This window comes from Flavobacterium hibernum, assembly GCF_000832125.1.
In the GTDB taxonomy this organism is placed as follows: Bacteria; Bacteroidota; Bacteroidia; order Flavobacteriales; family Flavobacteriaceae; genus Flavobacterium; species Flavobacterium hibernum.
This window is the reverse complement of the sequence record NZ_JPRK01000005.1, coordinates 423,023-449,791: the sequence shown is the minus strand read 5'-3', so window position 1 is coordinate 449,791 and position 26,769 is coordinate 423,023. Positions and strand designations below refer to the sequence as shown.

Genomic DNA, 26,769 nt, shown 5'->3' with positions numbered 1-26,769 from the left:
TAAATAAATCTCTTAAATTATGGATTTAATACACTTTCAACCCATCGTTAATTCGATTATTTTTTCGCTTTTAGGCATCGTTATATTAATAGTAGGCTATTTTATAATTGAAAAACTTACTCCCGAAAACACTTGGAAAGAAGTTACAGAGAAAAATAATATTGCTGTTGCCATTGTTTTGGCAGCATTTATCATTGGAATTTCAATGATTATTAGTGCCGCAATTCATGGGTAAAAAGTTTCTTAAGTTTGAATTTTTATTGCTGTTTGCTGTATTTGTTATTGCGACCTGCGGACTTGTTTACGAGCTTGTTGCGGGTACATTGGCTAGTTATTTACTAGGAGATTCAGTAAAACAATTTTCATTTATTATTGGGGTTTACCTTTTTTCAATGGGTATTGGCTCCTTCTTTTCTAAGTTTTTTCATAAAAATTTACTGAATACTTTTGTCGAAATCGAAATCTTAGTTGGTTTAATTGGCGGACTAAGTTCAGTTATCTTATTTTTATTATTCGAAAGTGTAGCCTATTTTCAGTTCATCTTGTATTTACTTGTTTTTATAACAGGTTTCTTAGTGGGATTAGAAATTCCGCTTTTAATGAATATCCTTAAAGATAAAGTTGAGTTTAGAGATTTAGTTTCCAATGTTTTTACGTTTGATTACATTGGAGCATTACTTGCTTCTATATTATTTCCGCTTATTCTCGTTCCAAAATTGGGAATTATGGGAACCTCATTATTCTTTGGGATGATCAACATAAGTATTGCCATTGCTTTGTGTTTTCTTTTAAAGAGAGAATTAAAGAACAACTATTTTTTAAAAGTAAAAGCCATTTTTTCATTTGCAATACTGTTAGGCGTTTTTGTGTTTTCAGATACGATCTTGGCATATTCTGAAGGCAAATTATATGGAGAAAATATTATTTATACCAACTCAACTCCCTATCAAAGAATAGTTTTAACACATAATAAAAGCGATTACAGGCTTTATTTAAACAACAACCTACAATTTAGTTCTGCCGATGAATATCGTTATCACGAAGCCCTGGTTCATCCCGCAATGTCGATTGCTAAAAACGTTAAGCATGTTTTGGTTTTAGGAGGTGGAGATGGTTTGGCCGTGCGTGAAATCTTAAAATACAAAGACGTTGAAAAAATTACATTAGTCGATCTTGATCAGGGAATGACAAAGTTGTTTAAAACCAATAAGGTTCTTACAGATTTCAATAAAGGTTCATTAAACAACCAAAAAGTTACCGTGATCAATACAGATGCTTATATTTGGGCAAAAAGCTGCAAAGAAAAGTTTGATGTTGCTATTATAGATTTTCCGGATCCGTCAAATTATAGTTTAGGAAAATTGTATTCGCTTAATTTTTACCAAACTATAAAAACAATTCTACAGCCAGATGCAGCAGTTGTTATACAAACAACATCGCCTTATTTTGCTCCAAAATCATTTTGGTGTATCAATAAAACAGTTATGCAGGTTTTTCCTCAGGTCGATGCGTATCATGCCTACGTTCCTTCGTTTGGAGAATGGGGTTATACTATAGCCATTAACGGTTTTGGAACTACATTTAATCAAGTAAATCGTAAAGCTCCAGGATTAAGATTCTACAATTATCAGTTCGACCGATTTAATTATTTTACAAACGATATGATCTCAAATGAAATTGAAATCAATCGATTAGACAACCAAATTTTAGTACGCTATTTTGATGAAGAATGGGGAAAACTACAGTAAATCAAGGCGCAGTTTTGTAAAAGGAATTGGAGCTTCTTTATTGTTAATTCCTTTTCTGCAATTTTGTTCTGATAAAATTATCCAATTGTTGCTTCGATTGTCCGGAACCAATCATCTTTTGGGACATAGACTTTGGGTAAAAGATTTCCCAAAACCAACATCTCAAATACATATTCCATACCTGATTGTAGGTGGCGGAATCTCTGGTTTAAGCGCTGCAAGACAATTTCATAAAAAAGGGATTTCAGATTTTTTAGTATTGGAATTAGAAGGACATTTAGGAGGTAATTCTTCAAATGGAGAAAATCAGTATTCTAAATTTCCACTTGGAGCACATTATCTGCCTTTGCCTAATTTTAAAGACAAAGAATTATTACAGTTTCTGGAAGAAGAAAAAATCATATTAGGTTACGATCAAAAAGGATTTCCTGTTTTTGATGAATTGCAATTGTCTTTTGCTCCCGATGAAAGATTATTTTACAAGAATAATTGGCAAGATGGCGTGGTTCCAAAAGAAGGGAATTCTAAAAATGAAGACCTCGAGTTTCAACGCTTTTTTAAATTAATGGATACTTTTCGAGAAGGAAAAGGAAATGACGGAAAGTATTTATTTGATATTCCGCTTCATCTTTCGTCCGAAGATATAGCGACTAGAAATTTAGATAAAATCACGATGAAAGAGTGGTTTGAAACTAACAATTTTACAAGAGAACCATTATTTAATTATATAGATTATTGTTGTAAAGACGACTTTGGACTTGGAATACATTATGTTTCGGCTTGGGCTGGAATACACTATTTTGCAGGGCGAAAACAAGATGCAAGTTCTGATAAAAAAGAAAGTGTTTTAACCTGGCCGGAAGGAAACGCCAGATTAGCTTCTCATTTAAAAAAATATACCGACCAGAAAACTCTAAAAAATCATTTGGTTTACGAGGTAGAAGTCGAAAATAATAAAGTGGTAGCCAAGGCATTTGATGATGTCAAAAAGGTTTCGGTAGAAATTATTGCAGACAAAGTAATCATGGCAACTCCGCAATTTGTAAATCAGTATTTAATAAAAGACAGAAAAGAATTTACAAAAGAGTTTCATTACACACCTTGGCTTTTGGCAACTTTAACCGTGACCGATTTAGCAGATAACTTTAGTTTTCCGCTTTCTTGGGATAACGTTATTTATGATGCAAAAGGTTTAGGTTATGTTTACGATCAGCACCAGTCTTTAAATCAAATTCAGGCTCGAAAAGTTATCACGTATTATTATAGCTTTTCTTCTTCTGATTTAAAAAAATCAAGAAAAGAACTCTACAAAAAGAACAAAGAATATTGGAAACAATTTGTTTTTGATGATTTAAAAATTGCGCATCCGGATATCGAAGATTGTACAGGACAAATGGAAGTGTTTCTTTTGGGTCATGGAATGGTAAGTCCCGCTCCGGATTTTATTTTTGGCGAAGCAAAAAAACAAGCCTCAAAAAATATAGAGCATAAAATCTTTTTTGCCCATACCGATTTGTCCGGAATATCGATTTTTGAAGAAGCTTTTCATCATGGAATTAATGTAGTAAATCAAATTTTAGATGAAACAACCCTGGATTCATAAAGCCAAGACAGATTTAATTTTCATCATTGGTCCATCCTTTTTTGTGTTGGCAATTGTATTTTTGTTTCAGGATTATATTACTGAAATTGAAAATAAATACTCGTTTTATACGTGGCTTTTCCTAATAGTTTTTATTGATGTTGCACACGTTTATGCGACTTTATTCAAAACCTATTTCGTGGCAGAGGAATTTAAAAAGAATAAAAAAAAATTATTGCTTTTGCCTACAATTTGTTTCGCTATTGGGATTATTCTGTTTTCTTTTGGGAGTTTGTTTTTCTGGTCTTTTTTGGCTTACGTAGCAGTTTTTCATTTTATAAGACAACAATATGGTTTTATGCGATTGTACGCCAGAAACGAACAAAAAACGAGATTGTCTGTCGCTATTGATAATCTTGCTATTTATGCTTCAACAGGTTATCCAATGTTGTATTGGTTTTTGTCGTCAAAAAGAAAATTCAATTGGTTTGTCGAAAATGAGTTTTTTCGTTTTCAAAGTGCATTTTTGTTAGAAGTACTGTTTTGGGTTTATGTTGTAATTATGACTATCTATGTGGTTTACACTGTTTACAAAAGCATAAATAATAAGTTTGTTAATATTCCTAAAAATGCCATAATTTTAGGAACGGCACTTTCATGGTATTTTGGAATCGCGTATTTTAATGACGATCTTATTTTTACTTTGTTAAATGTAGTTTCCCACGGAATCCCATATATGGCGTTGGTTTATTTTAGAGAAATCGAAAATAAAACTAATCAGAAATCGGGAGTTTTTAGTTATCTAAAAAGTTACAATGCAATTTTTATTTATGTTTTGATTTTAATAGGAATCGCTTTTACTGAAGAATTTTTATGGGAAATTTTGGTTTGGAATGAAAATTTCTCCGTTACAGCTTTTGATTTTTCTTCATGGCAATTTTTAATTGTTCCATTACTTAGTGTTCCACAATTTACTCATTATTTACTCGACGGATTTATCTGGAAATCTAAAAAAGCTTAATCCTGCAAAATCATTTTTACTTGAGGAAATATGCGACCAATAAACATTTTATAAGCCAATTCAGAAGGGTGTAGCCCATCTGAAGCTACTAAATTGCTATTGCTAAGACCTTGACGCGTAATATCTGTAATCGAAATAAAAACTACACCTTTATTTATACATGTATTCTCTGCAAACGTGTTGTATTGATCTAGTTCGTTAGAAATTTTCATGCGGTTTGCCTCAGAGTAATTTGCTGCAAATGGAGTGTAAGCATAGTCAGGAATCGAAAGTACGATTACATTTTTCTTATCGCCTTTGGCTAAGGATATTGCTTTAGTAAGTAGTTCTGGAAATTCCTTTTGATAAACTGAAAAATCCATGCGTTGGAATTGATTGTTTACACCAATTAAAAGCGTAACTAAATCGTAATTAGAATCTGGATTTTGTGTGTTTATGGCCGATATAAGGTTCGAAGTTGTCCAGCCAGTTGTAGCAATTATTTTTAATGAAAAATCAGTTTGAGGATAAATTGCTTTTAAATTCGATTTTAACTGTTCGGGAAAGCGGCAAGTTTCGCAAACACTCTGTCCAATAGTATAACTATCGCCTAAAGCCAAGTATTTTATCGAATTGTTAATTGGAGTAGTGGGAACCTGAGTTGCAGGTGGAGTAACGGGTAATATTGGAGTAACAGGAGTTTTTGAAGCTGAGTCATCAGAACTACAGCTTAACAGGAATATAGAAAGTATAACAATAACTATTTGTTTGAAATGCGGTTTCATAATTTAGATAAATTAATTTTCGAATCATTTTAAACAAATAGTTACGTTAAATAACTTGTTTTGGATTTTAGACCATTTCTGCTTTCATCACGATTTCTTCTTCAATGGCGTTCCATAGTCCAATTCGTTTTTCTAATGCCAGAATTGAAATTTCTTCAACTTCTTTCCATTTTTGAGCATCATCTTCGCATAAATCTGTAATCATTTGCATTGCCATTGGACCGTGTTCATCGGCATCAAGTTCAATATGTCTTTCAAAATAATAAAGCAATTTGCTCAAATCAATTTCCGGAAGATTTTTTTGAAAGTTTTTTAAGATCGCCGTAAACATACTCGGAATTAAATCTTCTCTTCCAAAAGTAAAAGCGGCTGCAATTTCATGAGGCTTTCCTTGTTCGATTACTCTAAAAGTAAAATCTAAAAAGGCTTTTACATCAGGATGTAAAGAACTTTGTTTAATAGCAACAAAAATATTATGAAGAGAATTTACTTCTGCTAAAAATGTATTGATTCCAGCTGTGTTAGCGCCACAATCTTCCATTGCTTCAATGTACATTTCGTAATGACTTAGTCTTCTTCCATCAATACTTAAGTCAGTTTCTTCGGCAAGAACAATTTCATTAATTAAATATCTTGTTTCAGGATTTTTGGTAGCAAACCAAGGTGTTGTAGTACAAGTAAGTTTTGCTTGTAAAGCTTTTAATAATGACATAAAATCCCAAACAGCAAAAATATGGCTTTCTAAGAAAATATGTAAATCATCAATATTTTGGATTTTATTATATAAAGAATGCTTTAAAAGTTGATCTTTTTGAGGTTGAATGCTATTGTTGATAGTTTCAATATTCATTTTCTGTAATTTTTGTGCAAAGATAAAAAGCTTCTCCGTAAGAAGAAGCTTTTGATAATTGTTTTTATATATAATTTAATAGTTGTCTACTATTTAAACGCTGGAATTCCAGTTACATCCATCCCCGTTATCAATAAGTGTATATCATGAGTTCCTTCATAAGTAATCACACTTTCAAGGTTCATCATGTGTCTCATAATCGAATATTCGCCAGTAATTCCCATTCCGCCCAACATTTGTCTGGCTTCACGAGCAATATGAATAGCCATGTCAACATTGTTGCGTTTTGCCATTGAGATTTGAGCTGTTGTAGCTTTTCCTTCGTTTCTTAAAACACCCAAACGCCAAGTAAGTAATTGCGCTTTTGTAATTTCGGTAATCATTTCTGCCAGTTTTTTCTGTTGAAGCTGAGTTCCGGCAATTGGTTTTCCAAACTGAATTCTTTCTTTAGCATAACGCAATGCCGTATCGTAGCAGTCCATAGCTGCACCAATTGCTCCCCATGCAATTCCGTATCGAGCTGAATCTAAACAACCAAGTGGCGCACCTAAACCAGATTTATTTGGCAATAGATTTTCTTTAGGAACCTTTACATTATCAAAAATTAATTCTCCGGTTGATGATGCACGAAGCGACCATTTATTATGTGTTTCCGGTGTTGTAAAACCTTTCATTCCGCGTTCTACAATTAATCCGTGAATTCTTCCAATTTCATCTTTTGCCCAAACAACAGCAATATCGGCAAATGGAGCATTCGAAATCCACATTTTTGCACCATTTAAAAGATAATGATCGCCCATATCTTTAAAATTTGTAATCATACTTCCTGGATCAGAGCCATGATCTGGTTCTGTCAAACCAAAACAGCCCATAAATTCTCCTGTTGCCAGTTTTGGTAAGTATTTCATTCGTTGTTCTTCATTTCCATATTTCCAAATGGGATACATTACTAATGAAGATTGTACAGATGAAGTAGATCTTACACCAGAATCACCACGTTCTATTTCCTGCATGATTAAACCATAAGAAATTTGGTCTAAGCCAGCACCTCCATATTCTACTGGAATATAAGGTCCGAAACCACCAATTTCGCCAAGTCCTTTAATAATTTGTTTTGGGAATTCTGCTTTTTGAGCATATTCTTCAATAATAGGAGAAACTTCTCTTTTGACCCATGCACGTGCTGATTCGCGAACAAGTTTGTGTTCGTCTGTCAATAAATCGTCAAGGTTGTAATAATCTGGAGCTTGAAATAAATCTGGTTTCATTTTTTGATAGTTTTACTAAAACAAATTTACATAATAAAAATATAACAAAAGAATATAAAATTGTTATATTTTTCTATTTTATAAAGAAGAAAAATAGTATAAACATAAATTAATTTTAGTTTATTGAAAATTTAAAAGCTATTTTTGAGATTCCTAAAACAAAATGAATGAGGCTGATCATCTCTTTTTTACTCTTTTTTGTTCTGAATAATGTTGTTTCTCAAGAGAAGAAAGCATTAACAGAACAGGAGTATTTATTATTGCAGAACAAAATTCGACTAAATATTAATGTAAATGTCGATAGTGCTGTTGTATATGCTAATAAAATGGCAAAATCAGACAATTTTAAGCATCTTGCTTTTGCCGAGGGAGCGCTATCTTATTTGAATCAATTAAAAGGAAATTCAGCAAAATCTAAAGAAAGTTATCAGTTGGCATTTAAGTACTTGAATAAAATGCCAGAATCCAGAGAAAAAACAGAGATCAAATCTTATTTATATAATTATGGTGGATTGGGAGAATGGAAACGGGGCAATTTTAGTAAAGCTTTAGAAAACTATCAGGAAGGAATGAAACTCTCTATGGAAATTAGAGATATTGTTCAAATTGTTAAATTTAAAACAAACATTTCATCCATAAATAATGCAGTTGGTAATTATAGATTAGCGATTAAAAATTTAAGACAACTTGATGAGTTTGTCGATAAGAATGAAAGTGTTTATACTAAAGAACAATTTTTAAATACTAAAAGTAACATCAACCTTAGTTTAGCAGGTGCCTATGAGAATTATTATGTAAAAAATCTTAAGGAAAGAACTCTGCTGGATTCATCTGAATATTTTTATAATAAGACAATTAGTTATTCTAAAAATTTTGCCGATAATAAAATCGTTGCCAAGTTAAGTTTGGGTAACATTTACAGTTGGAAAAAAGATTATGTTAAAGCAGAAAAAACATATTATGATATAATATTCTTGGCAGATCAAAATAAAATGCCTGATATGGTATGCTTGGCAAATTACAATTTAGGAGACATATATTACACCACAAAAAAATACGATAAAGCATTAGTATTTTTTAAAAAAACGGACTCAATTAGTGCTATAACAAAAACTAATGAAGTCGATTATTTAAAGTCAAATTATTACCAGGCAAAAATTTATAATATTCTAAAAGAACCTGATTTAGCCTATAAACATTCTAAAATTTATTTGGATAATTATGAAAAATCTGAGGCAAAATTAAATGATCAGGTTTTAGAAGTAAACTATAAACTTGGAGTAGGAGGTTTAACGGATGAAATGCTTTCTATTCAGGAAAAATACAAATATGATGTTTTCTTGAATAAAGCCTTAAAAGTTTTTTATGTCGTTTTATTTGTTGCCATTGTATTTTTGTTGATTAAAAATATAAGAGATAAAAATAAGGCACATAAAAAGATGAATGCCTTAATTGAAGAATTCAAGGCCAATTTAGAAAAGAAAAGTCAAGTTGAAACAATCGAACAGGAACACGAGCAAGAAGAAGTTGTTTTTGAACCCGAAGAAATTCAACTTAAGAAAGAAAACGTCAATTTGAGTATTGATGAAGCTAAAGAGAACAAAATAGTAGAAAAATTACTGGCGCTCGAAAGCAAACACGAATATCTAAATGCTGATTTTACTTTGCCTTATGTTGCAAAAAAAATAAAAACAAACACGACCTATTTGTCGTATGTAGTTAACAAAAGATTTGGTAAATCTTTTGGTGAATATTCGAACGAGCTTAAAATTAATTATGTAATCAACGAAATGATTACCAATCATATGTATCGAAAATACTCTACTCAAGCCATTGCGGAAAGCGTTGGTTTTAAAAATGCAGTTTCATTTGCTAAATCATTTCGCAAAAGAACTGGAGTATCTCCAGCTCAATTTGCGAATAATATTTAATTTAAAAATGAGTATTTTAGATAAAATTAATTTTAATGCTTTTTCTGTCCGTTTAAGTCGTCGATTTTGAGATAATTTTATATTTCAAAATCTTCGAAATTGATTTATGATTTAATGATTGTGGTTTTTAATTAACCCATTCCTTTACCAGTACCAATAGCTGGATCTGTAGGAGGTGTTTCTAGTAATATTCTACCAGTTTCTTCTGCTGCATTTATAGGATCTATTGGAGAATCACCTCCACGAACTTTTTTTTGCTGACTTTTTGATAGTTGTTCAGTTTCAAAATCTACGAAATTTAGTTTCTGATTTGCCATTTTTATACTTAATTAAATTAGTAATTTTTTGATTTTTTTTAAATTTTTTTGCTCCGATTTTAGCTTTATGGCTTTCCGGCTCCTTTTCCTTGTCCTATAGATGGATCAGTAAGATCTTCTCCTCCGTGAACAGTTTTTTGCTCTTTTCTTGATAGTTTTTCGTTCTCAAAATCTTCGAATTTTAGTGCTTGAATTTTCATGTCTTTGTGTATTAGGGTTTATGATTTACCAAAACTAGACAAAAAGGAAAACGCTTAGTCGAGATTACGGTTTTGGAGGTTTTGCTTGAAAATTATTAGGCATAATTTATTGATTATCAATAAATTGATTAATTAATTCAGACTGATATAATTTATAAATTGTATGTAGTATAATTGATAAAATGTGTGCTATCGTCGTTTTAATTACAATAAAAACAGCAATATTTGTATTGTAATTATGATTTAAAACGATCGAAAAAGATGCTAAAACTTGTCCAAAAATTTCTCCAAATAAACAGATACTCGGAAATTAAAAATGAGTTTAAAGATTTGTTTCTTTCTCATCCAAATTATCCAAGTTTATTTGCGATAACAGATTCTTTAGATTTGTTGTCTGTAGAGAATGCAGCAGTAAGAGTTTCGAAAGAACAAATAGTAGATTTGCCATCAAATTTTTTAGCATATTTTAAAGAGGAACTTATATTAGTTGAGAAGGCAAAAAATTTCGTTCGTATAAATACAATTAAAAAAGGAAGTCAAAAACTTTCTTATGAAAAATTCCTTTTAGATTGGAATGGAGTTATTGTAGCAATTGAACCTAATAATGTAGTTGCGAGAGAAAATTTAAAAGTAGAATTCAGTTGGTTAAAATATGGTTTGCCATTACTATTAATTGTTGGTCTATCTTTTTACTATAATACATATAATGTATTTAGTCTTGTTTTTTTAACTACAACTATATTAGGATTTGTAGTTAGTATATTTATCATTCAGGAAAAATTAGGATTCAAAAATAGTATAATCTCACATATCTGTAATCTCACTTCAACTTCATCATGTAGTGATGTTATAAACAATAAAGACGGAAATGAGAATAAATGGATTAGTTTTCCTGATTTGCCATTGATTTTTTTCAGTGCTAGTTTAATTTCTATTTTAATTCAACCCTTAGATTCGGCAATTTTCATTGGCTTCTTAAGTCTATTGGCAATACCAATAATTGTGTCTTCGATTTGGATTCAAAAATTTGAAATTCAAAAATGGTGCGTAATGTGTTTAATGGTTTCATTTTTAATTTTCGTTCAAAGCATTGTATGGTTTGCTTCAGATTTGTTTACATTGAGTTTTAGTTTCGAGAACATCTTTCCGTTTTTATTCTCTGTAGTTCTTTTGGTTCCTATTTGGATGGTTTTAAAATCAATGATAAAAAGTGTTTTAGGGACCGAAAATTCTCTTAAGGAAATGAAAAAGTTTAAAAGAAATTATTCGTTATTAAATTTCTTGTCTAAAAAAGTTCCCTATCCAAAAGGATTTGAAGATTTGAGAGGCTTGAATTTTGGAAATAGAAATGCAGCCGTTAAGCTCTCTGTTATCATAAGTCCAAGTTGCGAACATTGTCACAATACTTTTCACGAAGCTTTTGATTTAGTATTAAGATTTCCGGATAAGATTTTTTTGAGCGTGTTGTTCAATATTAATCCAGAAAATGCTGATAATCCTTATAAAGTTGTTGTAGAGAGACTTTTAACAATTAACAGATCAACTCCGGGAAAAACTGTAGAAGCTATCTCAGATTGGCATATTAAGAAAATTGGATTAAAAAAATGGTTAAAAAAATGGCATGTTGATAATGTTAGCATCATGATTAATCAAGAAATACAAAAACAATATGAGTGGTGTTCTAAAAATAATTTTAATTATACACCAGTAAAAATTGTTAATGAAAGATTGTTTCCAAATGAATATGAATTAAGTGAGTTGAAATATTTCTTGAATGATTTTGTAGAAGAAGTTCAGATTTTAGAAAAAACCGCTTAAAAGTAAGATTTTAAATGTCTGTAATGAAGTTGAAAAATTAACCCTAAAACGAAAGATGATGTTAGAAAAAATTTTAAGAATAAAAGGAATCGAAAAATTATCGGAGCAGGAACAAAAAAGTATGCTTGCTAATTTAAATGATTTGAAAAATAGTAAAAAGAAACTCGAAGTTTCTATTATGACTAAATAGAATCAGTATGTTGAAAAATATTTTGAATTTAGAAAATGTTCAGCATATCAGTAAAAGTGAGCAAAAAAAAATAAAAGGAGGAATTCCTGAATGTTGGGTTTATGCAATCGAAGCAGGTTGTGTTTTAATACCCGTAGGCGGGACTTGTCCTGTAAATACTATGCCAGGTATTTGTGATACAAGCCGTCTTTGCTGTTAATTTTTAACCTTTTTAAGAGTAATACGATATAGCCTTTTTTAGAATTTAGTCATGTTTTTTTTAATTTGTAGGCGCTCGATCGTGGAACATTGAGCAAATTCCCCGCATTGATGATTGGTGTTGGGATTCTTTAGGAAATTGGTCACTGAGTTGATTTTATTTGGTTAGGGTTAACCAGTGCCATGTCCTACAGAAATTGTATTTCGAATAATAAAGCTTTTAAATAGTAAACAGAGAGGAATTTTCCTCTCTGTTTTTTTTTATAGTGATATCAGAATTATAATATTAAATTGCACTTGAATTAAATTTTTGAAATTGAAAAAATTCACCAATTACAAGCAAGCAGATTATAAGGATTGTGGACCAACATGTTTAAAAATTGTAGCAAAACATTACGGTAAAACAATCAATATTCAGGAGTTGAGAGACATAAGCGAAACAACTCGTGAGGGAAGTAATTTACTCTTTTTGAGTGATGCAGCCGAAAAAGTTGGATTTAGAACCTTAGGAGTAAAACTAAACATAACCAGATTAGAAGAAGCCCCCTTGCCGTGTATTCTACATTGGAATAAAAACCATTATGTAGTACTTTATAAAATCAAAAAGAATACGTATTATATTTCTGATCCTGCTTTTGGTTTAATTGAATATAATAAGCAAGATTTTCTTAAATTTTGGATAGGAAACAATGCAGATGACTCGACTCAGGAAGGAGTTGCATTGTTGATGGAAGCTTCTCCAAAGTTTTTTCAGTCTGATTTTGATAAAGAAGAAAATAACGGATTAGGTTTTCGGTTATTGTCGCAATATGTATTGCAATATAAATCATTTTTGATCCAACTTAGCATTGGTTTATTAGCGAGTAGTTTATTGCAGTTAATTTTTCCTTTCTTAACCCAGAGTATTGTCGATGTTGGTATTCAAAACCAGAATATTCATTTTATCTACCTGATACTTTTTGCGCAATTATTTCTTTTTGCCGGAAAAATAGCTTTAGAGCTTATTAGAAGTTGGATCTTACTACATCTCTCAACCAGAATCAATATATCGCTCATCTCAGATTTCTTTATTAAATTAATGAATTTGCCTATTTCATTTTTTGATGTCCGAATGACCGGTGATATCATGCAACGAATTAATGATCATCGAAGAATCGAAAAAATCCTAACCACATCGTCATTAAATGTATTGTTCTCTGTAATAAATATGTTCGTTTTAGGAGGAGTATTGGCTTATTTTAATCTTAAGATCTTCTTTGTGTTTTTTGCCGGAAGTATACTTTATTTTGGATGGATAACTTTATTCTTAAAACGTAGAGAAGTTCTAGATTACAAGCGTTTTGCTGAGGTTTCGCAAGAACAAAGTAAAGTAATGGAACTTATTAACGGAATGCAGGAAATTAAACTTCATAATGCCGAAAAACAAAAACGTTGGGGTTGGGAGTATGTGCAAGCCAGGCTTTTTAGAGTTTCAATAAAAGGATTAATTTTAGAACAAACACAAACCATAGGTTCATCTGTAATCAATGAGCTGAAGAATATTTTTATCATTTTTCTTTCGGCAAAATTAGTTATCGATGGTTCTATAACCCTTGGTATGATGTTGGCAATAAGTTCTATCGTAGGAAGTTTAAATGGGCCAATTACCCAACTTATAGAATTTGTTAGAGAACTTCAGGATGCTAAAATTTCGTTGGCAAGATTATCTGAAATTCATGAAAAAGAAGACGAAACACAACAAGAAGAGAATCAAACAACCGATGTTCCGTTTGAATCGGATATTGATATAAAAGATCTTTCCTATCGTTATCTGGGTTCAGATATTCTTGTTTTAGACAATTTAACCCTAAAAATTCCAGCCAATAAAGTAACGGCAATAGTTGGCGTCAGCGGAAGCGGTAAAACCACTTTAATGAAATTGCTTTTGAAGTTTTATGAACCTGAAAAAGGAGAAGTTATTATTGGCAATACACAACTAAAGAATATTTCGCAAAGAGCCTGGCGATCTCATATTGGAGCCGTAATGCAAGAAGGTTTTATTTTTAGCGATACAATTGCAAATAATATAGCCATTGGAGTTGATAAAATTGATAAAGAGCGTTTAGTGTATGCGGCTGATGTTGCCAACATAAAAGAATATATAAGTGGTTTACCGCTTGGTTACAACACTAAAATTGGTGCTGAAGGAGTTGGAATGAGCACCGGACAAAAACAACGCTTATTAATTGCAAGAGCTGTTTATAAAAATCCGGAAATATTATTTTTTGATGAAGCAACTTCGGCTTTAGATGCCAATAATGAAAAAGAAATAATGCAAAAATTAGATATTTTCTTTAAAGACAAAACAGTAATTGTTATTGCACATCGACTAAGTACCGTTATGAATGCCGATCAAATTGTAGTTTTGGATAAAGGAAAAATCATCGAAATTGGCAATCATTCCACATTAGTCGAGCAAAAAGGAAATTACTTTGAACTGGTAAAAAATCAATTACAATTAGGAAATTAAATCATGGCTGAAGATACTACTGCAATTGAACTAAGAAGCGAAGAGGTTCAGGACATTCTTACCAAAGTGCCCCATTGGATGATACGTTGGGGGACAGTTTTGATATTTGTAATTATTTTTATGTTGTTCTTCGTCTCATGGTTCATTAAATACCCAGATGTAGTAACAACCCAAATTGTAATTACAACCAATATTCCGCCAGAGAAAATAGTTTCAAAATCATCTGGTCGTATCGAAGCCATTTTGGTAAAAGACAAATCTATAGTTTCAGAGAATAGTACACTTGCTATTATTGAAAATACTGCTAATTACAAAGACGTTTTCTTATTGAAAAAAATAGTAGATGAATACAATGTCAATGACGCTAGCAAAACATTTCCTTTTGCTTTACTAAAAAACGCACAACTTGGAGAAATCGAAAGTGCTTTTGCGGTTTTTCAGAAAGATTATCAAGCAGAACAATTAAATAAAAACCTGCAGCCTTTTGAGGTTGAAAATCGAGCACAAAATTCTGAAAAAGTTCAGATCAAAGAACGATTGGAAATTTTGCAGCAGCAAAAAGTGATTAACGAAAGTGAATTACAACTTCAGAAAAATGAAATTGCACGTTTTGAAACGCTATTCAATAAAGGAATTATTTCGGCGCAGGAAATGGAAGCGAAAAAACTTAGTTATCTTCAAGCTCAAAAGAGTTATAAGGGGCTTTTAACGTCGATTTCGCAATTAAGGTCCTCTTTGATCGATAATTCAAAATTAAGCCAGAATTCGCAAATAAGTGGCACAAAAGAAGAAGTGACGCTTGGACGCAACATGGCACAATCGTTTTATCAGCTCAAAAAAGTTATTAAAGATTGGGAATTGGCCTATGCATTAAAATCGTCAGTAAGTGGAGTGGTTACTTTTTTGCAGGTTTGGACAGAAAATCAAACCATAAATATTGGCGATAATGTTTTTTCGATTATTCCGAATACTAAAAAAGGTTTTGTTGGAAAAGTAAAAGCACCAGCCCTAAATTCAGGAAAAATTAAAGTTGGACAAGTTGTTAATATCAGATTGGCGAATTTTCCCGATCGTGAATTTGGAGTCCTAAAAGGTAAAATAAAAAACATATCGCTTGTTCCGGATAAAGATGGAAATTTACTCCTGGATGTTGCACTTCCAAACGGATTGCAAACATCCTATAAAAAACAAATTGTATTTCAGCAGGAAATGAAAGGAACTGCTGAAATCGTTACCGAAGATTTACGATTAATTGAACGAATTTTGTATCAGTTTAAAAGTATTTTTGAACAAGTTTAAATCAAACCTAAAAATAATAATTAACCAAAAACCTACTGTTATTCCCAATGAAAAAAACTTTACTTATCATTCTTGTTTTATTATTTCAATATTCTTATTCAAAATCCATAACCGAAACCCAAAAATTGGCTGCAACTTGCAAAGTTTGGGGATTTCTAAAATATTACCATCCAAATGTTGCAAGTGGAAATTTTAATTGGGACGAACAATTATTTCAAATTTTACCAAAAGTCGAAGAAGCGCAATCTGCAGAAGCATTTTCGTTGGTGATCGAAAATTGGCTTACTTCATTAGGAGAAGTTAAAGCTTATGAATCAGTAAAATCAACTTCTAAAAAGAATTATTTTGACAAAAATTTCGATTTGTCTTGGATCAGTAAAAATGAGTTATTTTCTAAAACACTTTCAAAAAAACTAAAATTTATTGAAGAAAACAGAATTCAGGGAAAACAATATTATGTTAATTATGAATTTGGCAGCGGTGATGTTCCATTGCAATTTAAGAACGAAGTAAAATATGCAGATTTTAAATGGACAGACAAAAATCTTCGTCTCTTAGCCTTATTTAGATATTGGAATTACATCGAATACTTTTTCCCATATAAATACCAAATGGATCAAAATTGGGATAAAACATTAAATGAATTTCTTCCACGAATCAATACACCGGAATCAGAAAAAGATTTTGTTTTAGCAATGCGCGAAATTTCGATTAAAATAAATGACACGCATGCTTCTACTCAAATGCCTCAACTATTTGACTATTTTGGAGATAAATTTATTCCTGTTGATGTTAAAATTATTGATCAAAAGGCTATTGTTATAGGTTTGAAAAATGATTCTCTGGCAAAAATTAGCGATCTGAAAATTGGAGATGTAATTACAAAAGTAGAAGGAAAAACAATTGCCCAAATTCTAAAAGAAAATTTAAAATTTGTTGAAGGATCAAACGAACCTTCAGTTTTAAAAAATGCCTATTGGACAATCTTTAACGGAAAAACACCAACTTTTGAAATTGAGTTTATCAGAGATGGAAAAACAACAGTAAAATCAATAAACCGATATAAATATCAAGATTTAAAAATTCAATTTCCTGATCAGGAAAAATGGAAAATTCTGGATGGAAATATTGGTTATGTAAATTATGATGAATTAGAAGAAAAAGATATTCCGGCTTTAATAACAGCGCTAAATAATACAAATGCTATTATTTTTGATAACAGAAAAAGGCCTCACAATGTGATGTATACAATTGCAGAATGGCTTAATGCAGAATCAGTAGAATATGCTAAATATATTGATCCGGATGTTAGTTTTCCTGGGCGTTATGTCTGGAGATCAGAAGTTGATAAATGTGGTAAAACGAACCCAAATTATTACAAAGGAAAAGTAATTGTTCTAATTGATGAAAATGCGATTAGTCATGCAGAACATAACGCGATGGCGCTTCAAACAGCTCCAAAAACTACAGTTATTGGTAGTCAAACAGGAGGTGCAGATGGAGCAAATTATAGATTTGGTATTATAAAAGGATTTTCTTCATCGTTTACTTGTTATGGTGTTTTTTATCCAAACAAAAAAGAAGTGCAAAGAATAGGAATCGTTCCTGATATAGAAGTTAAACCAACTATTTTAGGGATTCAACAAGGAAGAGATGAAGTTTTAGATCGTGCAATTCTTTTTGCGAAAGAAGAGAAGTTATAAATTGTAAATCTTTGTCAAAGTTTCAAACTTTGACAAAGATGCTTTTACATCTTCAAATAAAAATCTTTAGTAAGCTCAATGTATTCAAGAGTATAAACGTGTCTGTCGATTTCGATTGTTAATTCATCGATTTCGATTTCTGGATTTTCATTTCGGCTAAAAGCTAATAAGCTACGTTTAATTGCCGAGGTTGGAGTGCCTTTTACACGTGTAATTTTAGTTGGGAATAACTCGGATTCTTTTGCCAGAGCAATAAATTTTTCTTCTTCTTTGAAGGGAAGAATTACAGCTAAAATTCCGTTTTCAGAAAGTAATAAATCTGCGGCTTCAACGATTTCTTCAAAAGGCATTGCATCTTGAAAACGAGCAAGATCGCGTTGTTCATTTTCTGTTTTATAATCCTCGGCATAAAAAGGCGGGTTAGAAACAATTAAATCATATTCATCTTCAGGTTCATCAATAAATTCATCTAAACCTGCGTGAAAGCAAAATAAACGATCTCCCCAAGGTGAGTTTTCAAAATTTTCAACAGCTTGTTCATAAGCATCTTCATCAATTTCAAGAGCATCAATTTGTTCGGCATGAGTTCGCTGAGCGAGCATCAAAGCAATAATTCCTGTTCCCGCGCCAATATCCAATACACTAAAAGGATTATGATTTACTGGAGCCCAAGAGCCCAATAAAACGCCATCAGTGCCAACTTTCATGGCAGTTTTGTCTTGTTTTACAGAGAATTGCTTAAACTGAAACATTTTATTTATGGTTATGGGTTAACAATTGAAATTCTTAGAAATTAATTATAATCTAAAAATCCAACAATCTAAGAAGTCTAAAAATCTAATTATAGGTACATTTCAACCAATCCTTCAGGAAGGTTCATGATTACTTTTTTGTTTTCGCGGTCAATTTTTACAAGGAAATGATCGATCATCGGAATTAGCATTTCGACTTCGCCATTTAAAACTTCAAAAAGCGGTTGTGCAGTGGTGTCGTTAACGGCAACAATTTTTCCGAAAACACCTAAACGTTGGTCTTCGATTTCGAAACCGATAACTTCGTGGAAATAAAATTTGTTACCGGAAAGTTTTGGTAACATACTTAATGGAAGATAAATTGCATTACCCATAATGGCATCTGCATCTTCTTCTGTATTCATGTCTTCAAAACGAATCCTAAGGAAATCGTTTTTGTGTAAAGAACTTTTTTCAATAAAAAAAGGAACCAAGTGTTTGTTGCATTCAACAAACACTGATTCCAGATTTTCGTATAACTCAGGTTCGTCCGTGTCTAAATAAGCCAAGACTTCACCTTTGAAACTAAATTTTTTAGCGATTTTACCTAAATAAAAACATTCTTCTTTATGCATTCTCGCTAAATATAATTATGCTTCAGTTGTTTCGTTATTCTCTTCAGCAGCAGGAGCTTCTTCAGTAGCTTCTACTTCAGCAACTTCTTCAACTGCAGGAGTTGCAGCAGCGATAGCATCAGCTTCAGCTTGAGCTGCAGCAGCTAAACGTTTAGCGTTAACTTCTTGTTCTGCTTTAAAAGCTTTAGCTTTAGCATCAGCTTGCGCTTTTGTTAAACCGTCTTTTTTAGCATCAACTTTTCCAGCTTTAGCTTCTAACCAAGCAGCTAATTTTGCATCAGCTTGTTCTTGAGTTAAAGCTCCTTTACGAATACCTCCATCAAGGTGGTGTTTCAATAAAGCACCTTTGTAAGAAAGAATTGCTCTAGCTGTATCGGTAGGTTGAGCACCATTGTGCAACCATTTTACAGCACTATCAAGGTTTAATTCGATAGTTGCAGGGTTTGTGTTTGGATTGTAAGTACCGATTTTCTCTAAGTATTTACCATCTCTTTTTGAGCGTGCATCCGCAGCTACAACCCAGTAAAAAGGTTTTTGTTTTTTACCGTGTCTTTGTAATCTAATTTTTACTGACATAATCGTATGATTAAATTTTGAGGTACTCGACCTCTGTTAATTAAGGGCGCAAAGATATAATTTTTTTATGAATAATGCGTTTTAAACAATATTAAAAATATTTGCGAAGAATTTATAACTGCATTTTTATGTTTTTGACTTTTAAGTTTTAAATATTTATGTTAATGTGGTACTTTTACGGCAAATTCCCTAGACATGAAAAAAATCTTTCAATTAACATTACTTCTTATTGTTCTTTCATCTTGTACTGAGGATGTTAAATTTAATAATCCTGCATTTCAAGGTTTAAAAGACAATGTTTTTTGGAGGGCTACAACTTATAAAGCTTATGCAAATACAAACGGAAGTGTGACTATAGAAGGATCTTTAGGGTATGAGAAAGTAATTTTAAGAACACCATCTTCTGTAGAGCAAGTTTATATTCTTGGGCTTGATGATAATGCAGTGGCATCATATTCAAACACGCTACCATCTCAAGTAGAGGATTATTATACTGGTGCTAATGTTGGTAGTGGTCAAATTGAAATCACTGAATTTAATGTAGCGAATCAAACGATTTCAGGAACTTTTAAGTTTATTGCTGTCAATGAAGATGAAACGAATACAGATAAACCAAAAGTCAACTTTAAAGAAGGTGTATTTTATAAAATTCCGATTGCATTAACAAGTAATCTTTAGAATTTTGATTTAGAACTGTTTGGTTTTATTGATTTCTATTTTTTTTAAATCAAAATAAAAACATAAATAAACTAATATATAGTAGATTACAGAAAAATAAGACTACATTTGCTACATTATTATAAATAAGTACATATGAACATTTTTGTTGGAAGCCTTCCATTCAGTATTGAGGAAGCAGATTTAAGAGAGTCTTTCGAGGCTTACGGAGCAGTAGATTCAGTTAAAATCATTACTGATAAATTTACAGGAAGAAGCAAAGGTTTTGGTTTCGTAGAGATGCCAAACGATGCTGAAGCTCAAAAAGCAATTGATGAATTGAACGGAGCTACTGTTCAAGGTCGTGCAATTGTAGTTAATAAATCTGAACCGAAACCTGAAGGTGAAAGAAGAAGCTTCAACAATAACAGCCGTGGTGGAGATTCACGCGGAGGTTATGGTGGAGGAAACAGCCGTGGTGGAAATGACCGTGGTGGTAACAGAGGAGGATATTAATATTTTTTTCTAAATATATAAAAGGGATCAACTTACGTTGATCCCTTTTTTTTGTTTAAAAATTGTTTCAAGTTTCAGGTTTCATGTTCCAACAACCTGAAACTTGAAACCTGAAACAAATAAAACTATAGATTTTCTACAAGCCAATCTCCAACTTCGCTGGTTTTGTAAGCTTTAGTTCCTTTCGCAGCTAAATCTTCAGTAACAACACCTTGTTCTAATGATTTGTTTACTACAGCACGTATAGCTTCCGCTTCGTCTTTTAATCCAAAAGCATCTTCAAACATCATAGCAGCAGATAAAATAGTTGCTAATGGATTAGCAATATTTAATCCGGTTGCTTGTGGGTAAGATCCGTGAATTGGTTCGTATAATGAAGTGTGCTCTCCAACAGATGCAGAAGGCATTAATCCCATTGAACCAGAAATTACAGAAGCTTCGTCAGTTAAAATATCTCCAAATAAGTTTTCAGTAATTAAAACGTCATAAGAGTTTGGCCATTGAACCAAACGCATTGCAACAGCATCAACAAATTCGTAAGAAACAGTAACTTCTGGATAATCTTTTTCCATAGCCTGAACAGTTTCTCTCCATAAACGTGAAGTTTCCAAAACGTTTGCTTTATCAACGCAACATAGTTTTTTGCTACGTGTCATTGCCAATTCAAAACCTTTTTTAGCTAAACGTTGAACTTCGGCTCTTGTGTAAACACAGTTGTCAAAAGCAGTTTCTCCGCCGTCTCTTCTTCCTTTTTCTCCAAAGTAAATTCCGCCAGTTAATTCTCTTAAGAAAACCAAATCAGTTCCTTCAATTCTTTCTCTTTTTAAAGGAGAGTTATCAATTAAAGATGGGAAAGTAAAAGTAGGACGTACATTAGCAAAAAGACCTAGTTTTTTGCGCATCAATAATAATCCTTGCTCTGGACGAACTGGCGCGCTTGGATCATTGTCGTATTTTGGGTGTCCAATTGCTCCAAACAAAACAGCATCAGCTTTCATACAAACTTCATGCGTTTCATCTGGGTAAGGAACTCCAACTGCATCAATTGCGCAAGCTCCAGTAAGAGCAGGAGTCCAAGTTATTTCGTGATTGAATTTTTTTGCAATAGCATCAGATACTTTTACTGCTTCATTTATTACTTCTGGTCCGATTCCGTCTCCGGCTAAAAGGGCTATGTTAAATTTCATTATTTTTATATTTATTGTTTTAAGGTTCAAAGGTTCAAAGGTTCACAGGAACAAAGGTTCAGAGGTGTTGGGATGAAAACTTTATTTTAGCCTTTGTCCCTTTGTTCCTGTGAACCTTTGTCCCTTACATTAAGCAATTACATTCAACATTTTTTGCGTTGCGATAATTGCGGCAACGGTTTGGTCAGAATCTAATCCTCTTGTTTTAAATTCTTTTCCGTTGTTTACCCAAGTTATGATGGTTTCGCATAATGCATCAGAACTACTTCCGGGCGGGATTCTTACGGCGTAATCAATCAGTTTTGGGAGTGTTAGTTTCTTGCTTTTATAAATTTTGGATAAAGCATTCATAAAAGCGTCAAACTGACCGTCGCCTTGTGCATTTTCTTCTATAACTTCACCGTCAATTTTTAAAAGCAAAGTGGTTGATGGACGCATTCCTTTTGAATGCATTAATACATAAGATTCTATTGTGATTTTTTCTTCATAAGTATGACTGTCCAGAACATCAGAAATAATGTATGGTAAATCTTCTTTAGTAACAGTTTCTTTTTTATCTCCCAGTTCAATAATTCTTTGGGTAACCAATTTTAAATCTTCCTGATTTAATTTTAAACCTAATTCCTGAAGATTTTTTTCGATATTCGCTTTTCCTGAAGTTTTTCCTAAAGCATATTTTCGCTTTCTTCCAAAACGTTCCGGAAGTAAATCATTAAAATATAAGTTGTTTTTATTGTCACCGTCGGCATGGATTCCGGCGGTTTGTGTAAAAACATTATCGCCAACAATTGGTTTGTTTGCGGGAATTCTATATCCGGTGAAAGTTTCAACTAGTTTACTTACAGTGTATAAAGATGTTTCTTTTATGTTGATGCTTACTTCTGGTAAATAATCGTTTATTACAGCAACAGTGCTTTCTAGCGGAGCATTTCCGGCGCGTTCTCCCATTCCGTTTACCGTAACGTGAAGTCCGTTTATACCCGCTTTTATGGCTTCCATTACATTGGCAACGCTTAAATCGTAATCGTTATGAGCATGAAAATCAAAATGTATTTGTGGATATTTGACTCTTATTTTTGAAATAAATTCGAAAGCTTGCGATGGAATTAATACGCCTAGAGTATCAGGAAGTAAAATTCTTTTAACAGGCTGCGTCGACAAAAAGTCCAGAAATTGAAAAACATATTCAGGAGAATTTCGCATTCCGTTGCTCCAGTCTTCTAAGTAAACATTGGTTTCAATATTGTTTTCTTTCGCTAAAGCGATGATTTGTGCAATTTCAGAAAAGTGTTGTTCCGGAGTTTTTTTTAATTGATGTGTTAAGTGATTCATTGAACCTTTGGTCAATAAATTTTGCACTTTGGCACCCGCTTTTTTCATCCATTCTATCGAAACGCCTCCGTCTACAAACGACAGCACTTCGATTCTGTCAATGTATCCTTTCTCGGTTGCCCAAGATGTAATGCCTTTTACGGCTTGAAATTCTCCTTCGCTTACGCGTGCCGAAGCAATTTCGATTCTATCAATATTTAATTCTTCCAACAACAATTGTGCAATGGTAAGTTTTTCTGCAGCAGAAAATGATACTCCTGAGGTTTGTTCACCATCACGGAGTGTTGTGTCCATTATTTCAATTTTTCTTTTTTCCATATTGATTGTCTGTATTCCTTTTTTTAAAGTGAAATTATAGTTTTCCTCTCACTTCATTTAATTTCATTGTCATTGAAAGGGCTGAGTTTTCAATCCAATTATCGTATTCTTCAATAGCTTTTATTCTTAAATCATTGTCTAAATAACCTTCATCAACCATTTGGGTAGAACCGGCTACTTTTGACCAAATCCCTATTTTTGATATATAATCAGAATCTTTTCTACTGTAATTTTCATCTGAATTTATCTTCTCGATAGAGTGAAAACCTGCCTCTTTTAATAATTGAGGTAAATCTTCGGCAATTTTATTGTTCATCCCAGCATCTGCTCTCCATTTCAAAAAAGTTTTATAAAACTCTTGCATACTTTCCGGAGGTAACGGATTCCAGATTAAATTGGTATGATCGTAATCTAAAATCGATATTTGACCGTTTGGTTTTAATAATGTTTTCATTTTTATTAAAGCTTCTTTCGGATTGCTAAGCCATTGTAATGTTCTGGCGGAAACAATTAAATCAAATTTTAAATCAGGATTATAATCAAATAAATCAACTGGAATTAATTCTAAATTAGAAACCGATTGATAAGATTCCTGTCCGCTTTCTATAAAACTAGCTGTATTGTCAATTCCAATAACTTTTCCAGTTGGGCCTATGTTGTTTGCAATGTCTTTTGAAATAGAACCAGTTCCGCAACCAATATCTAAAATGCTCATTCCGGGTTTTAAAATCTGAATCAGATTTTTATAATCTTTGTCTAAACTTCTATTGTCGAATGTTTTTGCTGCATTTTCGTCTCTTTCAATATATTTATTGGCTTTCATTTACAAATAGGATTGTTTTAAAACTTATTTTTTTGACGGACTATTTTCTGAAGCGCTGCTTCGGTCAATTTGATTTAGAAAGACCCGACAGGTTTCAAAAACCTGTCGGGTCTAATAGATCGAACGAGATTTTATTAATACGGAAGTTTATCGGCGAAAGCCACAATATCTTCTTTAATATTTTGTAAATAATCAATATCATCAAATCCATTGATCATATTGTTCTTTTTGTATCCATTAATTGCAAAAGACTCTTGTTGACCAGTTGACAATAAAGTAATGGTTTGGTTTGGCAAGTTGATTTCTAATTCAGTTTTAGGATCGGCTTCGATTGCGTTGAAAATAGTTTCAGCAAATTCCGGGCTAATTTGAACTGGTAAAACACCGATATTCAAACAGTTTCCTTTAAAGATATCTGCAAAGAAACTAGAAACTACAGCTCTAAAACCGTAATCGTAAACTGCCCAAGCTGCATGCTCTCTTGAAGATCCTGAACCGAAGTTTTTTCCCCCAACAAGGATTTTTCCAGAGTAAGTTGAATCGTTTAAAACGAAATCAGCCTTTGGAGTATCATCTCCATTGTATCTCCAGTCTCTAAAAAGGTTGTCTCCAAAACCTTCACGTTTTGTAGCTTTTAAGAAACGAGCTGGTATGATTTGATCTGTATCTACGTTCTCAATTGGTAGTGGTACAGCGCTACTAGTAAGTATATTAAATTTATCGTATGCCATTTTTGAAATTTTAGATTTTAGGTTTTAGATTTTAGATTTTCTTTTGAAAACTTAAACTTAGAACCTAAAAATGTTTTGTATTAAATAATGTTGATTCATTTTATTTGAAGAAATTTAGATGAAGATTACGCAAAGTGAGAAATCTAAAATCTAAAATCTCCAATCTAAAATAATTCTCTCGGGTCTGTTAGTTTTCCTGTAACAGCAGCTGCAGCGGCCATAATTGGACTTGCTAATAATGTTCTTGATCCAGGACCCTGACGACCTTCAAAGTTTCTGTTTGAAGTACTCACTGCATATTTTCCGGCAGGAACTTTATCATCATTCATTGCTAAACAAGCTGAACAACCTGGCTGACGTAATACAAAACCAGCTTCGGTAAGAATATCTAAAATACCTTCTTCTTTAATTTGAGCTTCCACAACGTGAGAACCCGGAACTAACCAAGCGGTAACATTATCTGCTTTTTTTCTTCCTTTTACAATTTCGGCGAAAGCCCTAAAATCTTCAATACGTCCGTTTGTACAACTTCCTAAGAAAACATAGTCAATTGGTTTTCCAATCATTACGTCGTCTTCTTTAAAGCCCATATAAGCTAAAGATTTCTTGTAAGTTTCCTCACCGCCTTCAACTTGATTGGCATTCGGAATATGTTTTGAGATACCAATTCCCATTCCTGGATTAGTACCATAAGTAATCATAGGTTCAATATCTGAAGCTTTGATGTTTAATTCAGCATCAAAAACAGCATCATCATCCGTTTTCAAAGTTTTCCAGTAAGCAACCGCATTATCCCAAGTTTCTCCTTTTGGAGCAAATAAACGTCCTTCAAGGAAATCGAAAGTTTTTTGGTCAGGAGCGATCATTCCACCTCTTGCACCCATTTCGATACTTAAGTTACAAACCGTCATACGGCCTTCCATAGTCATGTTTTCGAAAACATCACCTGCATATTCAACAAAATATCCAGTTCCTCCAGAAGTAGTTAATTGGGCAATAATATAAAGAGCAACGTCTTTTGGTCCAACACCTTTGCTTAATTCACCATTTACGTTAATACGCATTTTCTTTGGTTTTGGCTGCATGATACATTGCGTAGAAAGCACCATTTCAACCTCAGAAGTTCCAATACCAAAAGCAATAGCTCCAAAGGCACCGTGAGTAGACGTGTGAGAATCTCCACAAACAATAGTAGCACCTGGCAAAGTAATTCCATTTTCAGGACCAACTACGTGTACAATTCCATTTTTAATGTGACCTAATCCCCAGTGCGAAATACCGTATTCGGCAGCGTTATCTTCAAGAGCTTTAAGCTGATTTGCAGATAGTGCATCTTCAACTGGTAAATGTTGGTTTATGGTTGGTGTATTGTGATCTGCAGTTGCAAAAGTACGTTCAGGGTATAAAACCTTAACGCCTCTGGCTTTTAATCCTAAAAAAGCAACAGGACTTGTCACTTCGTGAATGAAATGACGATCAATAAAAAACACATCTGGTCCATCTTCAATTTTACGCACTACATGTGAATCCCATACTTTGTCAAATAATGTCTTACTCATTTTTTATTTTTTTTAATTGTAATTCTATAACCACAGCAATTCCTGCTTATTATAATAGGAAAACAAAAGTAAAAAAAGATACAAACTGGTCAATTTCAATATTTCATTATATACGATACCCAAACTAAAATACAAATTGCGAAATTGCTTTTGTAAACTCAATTTTGGAAGAAAAATGATTTAGAAACTCATTTTGTTATTCTTTTTCGGCTTTAGTTATTCGTGATTGTTTTTTGTTTTAACAGTTTGCAAATTTATCTCAAAATCACTATAAAATATAAGAATTAATTCAAAAAAATGTAACAA

At 32.4% G+C, this 26,769-nt stretch carries 26 protein-coding genes; 13 read left to right on the top strand and 13 right to left on the bottom strand.

The genetic code is table 11. From position 1 onward, the window contains the following. Window positions 1-19 precede the first annotated feature (19 nt). The 4 genes from IW18_RS06235 to IW18_RS06220 are packed head-to-tail and all read left to right on the top strand — an operon-like array spanning window position 20 to window position 4,351. A complete protein-coding gene (locus IW18_RS06235; protein ID WP_041516714.1) occupies window positions 20-235 on the top strand; it encodes a DUF350 domain-containing protein in 216 nt (71 codons plus the stop codon). After that, window positions 228-1,748 (top strand): polyamine aminopropyltransferase, encoded by a 1,521-nt coding sequence (locus IW18_RS06230; protein ID WP_041516713.1) that lies wholly within the window; start codon window positions 228-230, stop codon window positions 1,746-1,748. The genes IW18_RS06235 and IW18_RS06230 overlap by 8 nt, the downstream gene beginning before the upstream one ends. Next, window positions 1,723-3,351, top strand: coding sequence for an NAD(P)/FAD-dependent oxidoreductase (locus tag IW18_RS06225; RefSeq protein WP_084607921.1), 1,629 nt, complete (start codon window positions 1,723-1,725; stop codon window positions 3,349-3,351). The genes IW18_RS06230 and IW18_RS06225 overlap by 26 nt, the downstream gene beginning before the upstream one ends. Then, window positions 3,329-4,351 carry a hypothetical protein gene (locus tag IW18_RS06220; protein ID WP_041516712.1) on the top strand — a complete coding sequence of 341 codons (1,023 nt, stop codon included), beginning with the start codon at window positions 3,329-3,331 and terminating at the stop codon, window positions 4,349-4,351. Before IW18_RS06225 ends, IW18_RS06220 begins: the two co-directional genes overlap by 23 nt. Here IW18_RS06220 and IW18_RS06215 read toward each other — a convergent pair. The 3 genes from IW18_RS06215 to IW18_RS06205 all read right to left on the bottom strand — a co-directional run bounded on the left by IW18_RS06215 (window position 4,348) and on the right by IW18_RS06205 (window position 7,233). Continuing rightward, window positions 4,348-5,115 carry an SGNH/GDSL hydrolase family protein gene (locus IW18_RS06215; protein ID WP_041516711.1) on the bottom strand — a complete coding sequence of 256 codons (768 nt, stop codon included), beginning with the start codon at window positions 5,113-5,115 and terminating at the stop codon, window positions 4,348-4,350. The two genes, IW18_RS06220 and IW18_RS06215, sit on opposite strands and share 4 nt — an antisense overlap. Window positions 5,116-5,182: 67 nt before the next feature. Continuing rightward, window positions 5,183-5,965, bottom strand: coding sequence for a DUF3050 domain-containing protein (locus IW18_RS06210; RefSeq protein ID WP_041516710.1), 783 nt, complete (start codon window positions 5,963-5,965; stop codon window positions 5,183-5,185). An 89-nt stretch (window positions 5,966-6,054) separates the two neighbouring features. Beyond that, entirely contained in the window at window positions 6,055-7,233 is a 1,179-nt protein-coding gene (locus tag IW18_RS06205) for an acyl-CoA dehydrogenase family protein (RefSeq protein WP_041516709.1), read from the bottom strand. Between the two features lie 1,574 nt (window positions 7,234-8,807). Here IW18_RS06205 and IW18_RS23445 point away from each other — a divergent pair. Continuing rightward, a complete protein-coding gene (locus tag IW18_RS23445) occupies window positions 8,808-9,164 on the top strand; it encodes a helix-turn-helix domain-containing protein (RefSeq protein ID WP_394331622.1) in 357 nt (118 codons plus the stop codon). Window positions 9,165-9,295: 131 nt separating this feature from the next. Here IW18_RS23445 and IW18_RS23295 read toward each other — a convergent pair whose 3' ends face one another. Beyond that, on the bottom strand, window positions 9,296-9,481 hold the full coding sequence (locus IW18_RS23295) for a hypothetical protein (protein WP_041516707.1): 186 nt from the start codon (window positions 9,479-9,481) through the stop codon (window positions 9,296-9,298). A 65-nt stretch (window positions 9,482-9,546) separates the two neighbouring features. Then, the gene (locus IW18_RS23045; protein ID WP_089081984.1) at window positions 9,547-9,681 is read right to left on the bottom strand and encodes an rSAM-modified peptide; all 135 of its coding nucleotides are present in this window, start codon (window positions 9,679-9,681) and stop codon (window positions 9,547-9,549) included. Between the two features lie 261 nt (window positions 9,682-9,942). Here IW18_RS23045 and IW18_RS06190 point away from each other — a divergent pair, with 261 nt between their 5' ends. The 6 genes from IW18_RS06190 (at window position 9,943) to IW18_RS06170 (ending at window position 17,398) form a co-directional block, all read left to right on the top strand. After that, window positions 9,943-11,499: a vitamin K epoxide reductase family protein gene (locus tag IW18_RS06190; protein ID WP_041516706.1), complete on the top strand. Its 1,557-nt coding sequence runs from the start codon at window positions 9,943-9,945 to the stop codon at window positions 11,497-11,499. Window positions 11,500-11,554: 55 nt separating this feature from the next. Further along, window positions 11,555-11,689, top strand: a complete 135-nt coding sequence (locus tag IW18_RS23405) for a hypothetical protein (protein WP_255313501.1) — start codon at window positions 11,555-11,557, stop codon at window positions 11,687-11,689. 7 nt (window positions 11,690-11,696) lie between these two features. Next, the gene (locus tag IW18_RS23180) at window positions 11,697-11,888 is read left to right on the top strand and encodes a hypothetical protein (RefSeq protein ID WP_041516705.1); all 192 of its coding nucleotides are present in this window, start codon (window positions 11,697-11,699) and stop codon (window positions 11,886-11,888) included. A 315-nt stretch (window positions 11,889-12,203) separates the two neighbouring features. After that, entirely contained in the window at window positions 12,204-14,396 is a 2,193-nt protein-coding gene (locus tag IW18_RS06180; RefSeq protein ID WP_041516704.1) for a peptidase domain-containing ABC transporter, read from the top strand. A 3-nt stretch (window positions 14,397-14,399) separates the two neighbouring features. After that, complete coding sequence (locus IW18_RS06175) at window positions 14,400-15,695, top strand: HlyD family secretion protein (protein ID WP_041516703.1); 1,296 nt, start codon at window positions 14,400-14,402, stop codon at window positions 15,693-15,695. A gap of 47 nt (window positions 15,696-15,742) precedes the next feature. Next, a complete protein-coding gene (locus tag IW18_RS06170; RefSeq protein ID WP_041516702.1) occupies window positions 15,743-17,398 on the top strand; it encodes a S41 family peptidase in 1,656 nt (551 codons plus the stop codon). Window positions 17,399-17,442: 44 nt separating this feature from the next. On the opposite strand, the gene IW18_RS06165 is transcribed toward IW18_RS06170, so the two are convergent. The 3 genes from IW18_RS06165 to IW18_RS06155 form a co-directional block, all read right to left on the bottom strand. Continuing rightward, window positions 17,443-18,150: a tRNA1(Val) (adenine(37)-N6)-methyltransferase gene (locus tag IW18_RS06165; RefSeq protein ID WP_041516701.1), complete on the bottom strand. Its 708-nt coding sequence runs from the start codon at window positions 18,148-18,150 to the stop codon at window positions 17,443-17,445. A gap of 89 nt (window positions 18,151-18,239) precedes the next feature. Further along, the gene (gene rimM, locus IW18_RS06160) at window positions 18,240-18,764 is read right to left on the bottom strand and encodes a ribosome maturation factor RimM (protein WP_041516700.1); all 525 of its coding nucleotides are present in this window, start codon (window positions 18,762-18,764) and stop codon (window positions 18,240-18,242) included. 15 nt (window positions 18,765-18,779) lie between these two features. Further along, complete coding sequence (locus tag IW18_RS06155; RefSeq protein ID WP_041516699.1) at window positions 18,780-19,340, bottom strand: 30S ribosomal protein S16; 561 nt, start codon at window positions 19,338-19,340, stop codon at window positions 18,780-18,782. A 195-nt stretch (window positions 19,341-19,535) separates the two neighbouring features. Between IW18_RS06155 and IW18_RS06150 the strand changes: the two genes are divergently transcribed. Continuing rightward, entirely contained in the window at window positions 19,536-20,018 is a 483-nt protein-coding gene (locus IW18_RS06150) for a DUF6252 family protein (RefSeq protein ID WP_041516698.1), read from the top strand. Between the two features lie 135 nt (window positions 20,019-20,153). Then, window positions 20,154-20,513 (top strand): RNA recognition motif domain-containing protein, encoded by a 360-nt coding sequence (locus IW18_RS06145; protein WP_026982652.1) that lies wholly within the window; start codon window positions 20,154-20,156, stop codon window positions 20,511-20,513. Between the two features lie 125 nt (window positions 20,514-20,638). Here IW18_RS06145 and leuB read toward each other — a convergent pair whose 3' ends face one another. The 5 genes from leuB to leuC all read right to left on the bottom strand — a co-directional run bounded on the left by leuB (window position 20,639) and on the right by leuC (window position 26,463). Then, window positions 20,639-21,700: a 3-isopropylmalate dehydrogenase gene (leuB, locus tag IW18_RS06140; protein ID WP_041516697.1), complete on the bottom strand. Its 1,062-nt coding sequence runs from the start codon at window positions 21,698-21,700 to the stop codon at window positions 20,639-20,641. A 129-nt stretch (window positions 21,701-21,829) separates the two neighbouring features. Then, complete coding sequence (locus IW18_RS06135) at window positions 21,830-23,350, bottom strand: alpha-isopropylmalate synthase regulatory domain-containing protein (RefSeq protein WP_041516696.1); 1,521 nt, start codon at window positions 23,348-23,350, stop codon at window positions 21,830-21,832. A gap of 34 nt (window positions 23,351-23,384) precedes the next feature. Beyond that, window positions 23,385-24,173, bottom strand: coding sequence for a methyltransferase domain-containing protein (locus IW18_RS06130; protein ID WP_041516695.1), 789 nt, complete (start codon window positions 24,171-24,173; stop codon window positions 23,385-23,387). Window positions 24,174-24,307: 134 nt separating this feature from the next. Beyond that, window positions 24,308-24,904, bottom strand: coding sequence for a 3-isopropylmalate dehydratase small subunit (gene leuD / locus IW18_RS06125; protein ID WP_041516694.1), 597 nt, complete (start codon window positions 24,902-24,904; stop codon window positions 24,308-24,310). A gap of 164 nt (window positions 24,905-25,068) precedes the next feature. After that, window positions 25,069-26,463, bottom strand: coding sequence for a 3-isopropylmalate dehydratase large subunit (gene leuC, locus IW18_RS06120; RefSeq protein ID WP_041516693.1), 1,395 nt, complete (start codon window positions 26,461-26,463; stop codon window positions 25,069-25,071). Between the last annotated feature and the right edge of the window lie 306 nt (window positions 26,464-26,769).

Coding starts and splice junctions, on each gene's coding strand:
- IW18_RS06215 (WP_041516711.1), bottom strand. CDS start 5,115: ATGAAACCGCATTTCAAACAAATAGTTATTGTTATACTTTCTATATTC.
- IW18_RS06175 (WP_041516703.1), top strand. CDS start 14,400: ATGGCTGAAGATACTACTGCAATTGAACTAAGAAGCGAAGAGGTTCAG.
- IW18_RS23045 (WP_089081984.1), bottom strand. CDS start 9,681: ATGAAAATTCAAGCACTAAAATTCGAAGATTTTGAGAACGAAAAACTA.
- IW18_RS23405 (WP_255313501.1), top strand. CDS start 11,555: ATGATGTTAGAAAAAATTTTAAGAATAAAAGGAATCGAAAAATTATCG.
- IW18_RS06130 (WP_041516695.1), bottom strand. CDS start 24,173: ATGAAAGCCAATAAATATATTGAAAGAGACGAAAATGCAGCAAAAACA.
- leuC (WP_041516693.1), bottom strand. CDS start 26,463: ATGAGTAAGACATTATTTGACAAAGTATGGGATTCACATGTAGTGCGT.
- IW18_RS06170 (WP_041516702.1), top strand. CDS start 15,743: ATGAAAAAAACTTTACTTATCATTCTTGTTTTATTATTTCAATATTCT.
- IW18_RS23180 (WP_041516705.1), top strand. CDS start 11,697: ATGTTGAAAAATATTTTGAATTTAGAAAATGTTCAGCATATCAGTAAA.
- IW18_RS06165 (WP_041516701.1), bottom strand. CDS start 18,150: ATGTTTCAGTTTAAGCAATTCTCTGTAAAACAAGACAAAACTGCCATG.
- IW18_RS06235 (WP_041516714.1), top strand. CDS start 20: ATGGATTTAATACACTTTCAACCCATCGTTAATTCGATTATTTTTTCG.
- IW18_RS06210 (WP_041516710.1), bottom strand. CDS start 5,965: ATGAATATTGAAACTATCAACAATAGCATTCAACCTCAAAAAGATCAA.
- IW18_RS06205 (WP_041516709.1), bottom strand. CDS start 7,233: ATGAAACCAGATTTATTTCAAGCTCCAGATTATTACAACCTTGACGAT.
- leuB (WP_041516697.1), bottom strand. CDS start 21,700: ATGAAATTTAACATAGCCCTTTTAGCCGGAGACGGAATCGGACCAGAA.
- leuD (WP_041516694.1), bottom strand. CDS start 24,904: ATGGCATACGATAAATTTAATATACTTACTAGTAGCGCTGTACCACTA.
- rimM (WP_041516700.1), bottom strand. CDS start 18,764: ATGCATAAAGAAGAATGTTTTTATTTAGGTAAAATCGCTAAAAAATTT.
- IW18_RS06145 (WP_026982652.1), top strand. CDS start 20,154: ATGAACATTTTTGTTGGAAGCCTTCCATTCAGTATTGAGGAAGCAGAT.
- IW18_RS06155 (WP_041516699.1), bottom strand. CDS start 19,340: ATGTCAGTAAAAATTAGATTACAAAGACACGGTAAAAAACAAAAACCT.
- IW18_RS06190 (WP_041516706.1), top strand. CDS start 9,943: ATGCTAAAACTTGTCCAAAAATTTCTCCAAATAAACAGATACTCGGAA.
- IW18_RS06230 (WP_041516713.1), top strand. CDS start 228: ATGGGTAAAAAGTTTCTTAAGTTTGAATTTTTATTGCTGTTTGCTGTA.
- IW18_RS06135 (WP_041516696.1), bottom strand. CDS start 23,350: ATGGAAAAAAGAAAAATTGAAATAATGGACACAACACTCCGTGATGGT.
- IW18_RS06225 (WP_084607921.1), top strand. CDS start 1,723: ATGAAGAATGGGGAAAACTACAGTAAATCAAGGCGCAGTTTTGTAAAA.
- IW18_RS06220 (WP_041516712.1), top strand. CDS start 3,329: ATGAAACAACCCTGGATTCATAAAGCCAAGACAGATTTAATTTTCATC.
- IW18_RS06150 (WP_041516698.1), top strand. CDS start 19,536: ATGAAAAAAATCTTTCAATTAACATTACTTCTTATTGTTCTTTCATCT.
- IW18_RS23295 (WP_041516707.1), bottom strand. CDS start 9,481: ATGGCAAATCAGAAACTAAATTTCGTAGATTTTGAAACTGAACAACTA.